This window comes from Streptosporangium sp. NPDC006013 (assembly GCF_040614275.1).
GTDB lineage: Bacteria > Actinomycetota > Actinomycetes > Streptosporangiales > Streptosporangiaceae > Streptosporangium.
Genome location: NZ_JBEXUE010000971.1, coordinates 1 through 1,169 on the forward strand (window position 1 = coordinate 1; position 1,169 = coordinate 1,169).

At 70.8% G+C, this 1,169-nt stretch carries 1 protein-coding gene; it reads left to right on the forward strand.

Annotation, left to right across the window (positions count from 1 at the left end; genetic code table 11):
* Nucleotides 1–134: 134 nt before the first annotated feature.
* Nucleotides 135–1,169, forward strand: a complete 1,035-nt coding sequence (locus tag ABZ260_RS51340) for an IS630 family transposase (RefSeq protein ID WP_355633324.1) — start codon at nucleotides 135–137, stop codon at nucleotides 1,167–1,169.

A 1,169-nucleotide genomic window follows, 5' to 3' on the forward strand; every position in this document is an offset into this window, starting at 1 on the left:
CTAAGCGCCTATCCAGAAGTTCTGCGCGTAACCGGGCGTGAGATCGCCGGGGCGTGAGGGCGTTGACACGGGCCTCGCCGGGGGTTGGATCGAGGTTGCCACAACGTCCACCCACCGGCGAGGTCGTGGTCAGTATGCGCCCGCCCATCGTGTTCGCCAATGCCCCTGCCACCTCGATCGAGCAATTACACGCCCAACTGCGAGGTCACTGGCGGCAGGCGATACGCGCGGTGATGGTCCTGCTGTCGCTGCGCGGCCTGCCGGCGGCGCAGATCGCCGACCTGCTGGACTACGACGCCGCTACCGTGCGCCGATGGATCGGCCGGTTCAACCGCCACGGCCTGGCGGGACTGGCCGACCGTCCCCGCCCCGGGCGCCCCCGCCTGGGCGGTGAGCACCTGATGGGCCGGATCGCCCGACTGCTGGCCCGGCCAGGGCCGTGGACCCTTGCGCGGCTGTGGCGGTACCTGAACCGGCCCCATCTGAGCAGGCGCACGCTGTATCGGCGGGTGCGCCTGGTGGCCGTCTGGCGGCGTTCCAAGCTGGTCGCGCGGGGCGATCCCGGCCGCCGGCAGGCGGTGGCCGCCATCGCGGAGCGGCTGCGTGCACTGCCGCGCGGGGCGGTGGTCTGGGCCACCGATGAAACCCACGTGCACCTGCTGCCCCACCTCCGAGCAGGGTGGACACTGCGCGCCGACCGCCCGGCCATCGTCACACCGGGCAAAAACCGGCAGGTCACCGTGTTCGGCGCCGTGGAGTTGACCACGGGGCGGTGGGTGTATCGGCTGGGCCGCCGGTGCGCGGCCGACTTCCTGCACCTACTGGACCAGGTGGCCGCCGCGTTCCCGGCCGCACCGAAGATCGTGGTGATCTGCGACAACGACAGCATCCACCATGCCCGGGCCGTCGCGTGCTACCTGCAGGCGCACCCGAGGGTGGAGGTGCTGTACGGAGCGCGCTACAGTCCGCACGACAACCCGGTCGAGCGGATCTGGGCCGCGCTCAAGGCGTTCATCGCTAACACCGCCGTCAGCTGGCCCGGCCGTCTCAGACAGATCCATGCCTTCTTCCGCGCCCGCTCACCGGACCAGTTACTGGTCACCGCCGCGCCGTGGACCAGCCCCTGGCTCCCGGCCGGTTACAAGCGGAACTTCTGGAATGCCGCTTAG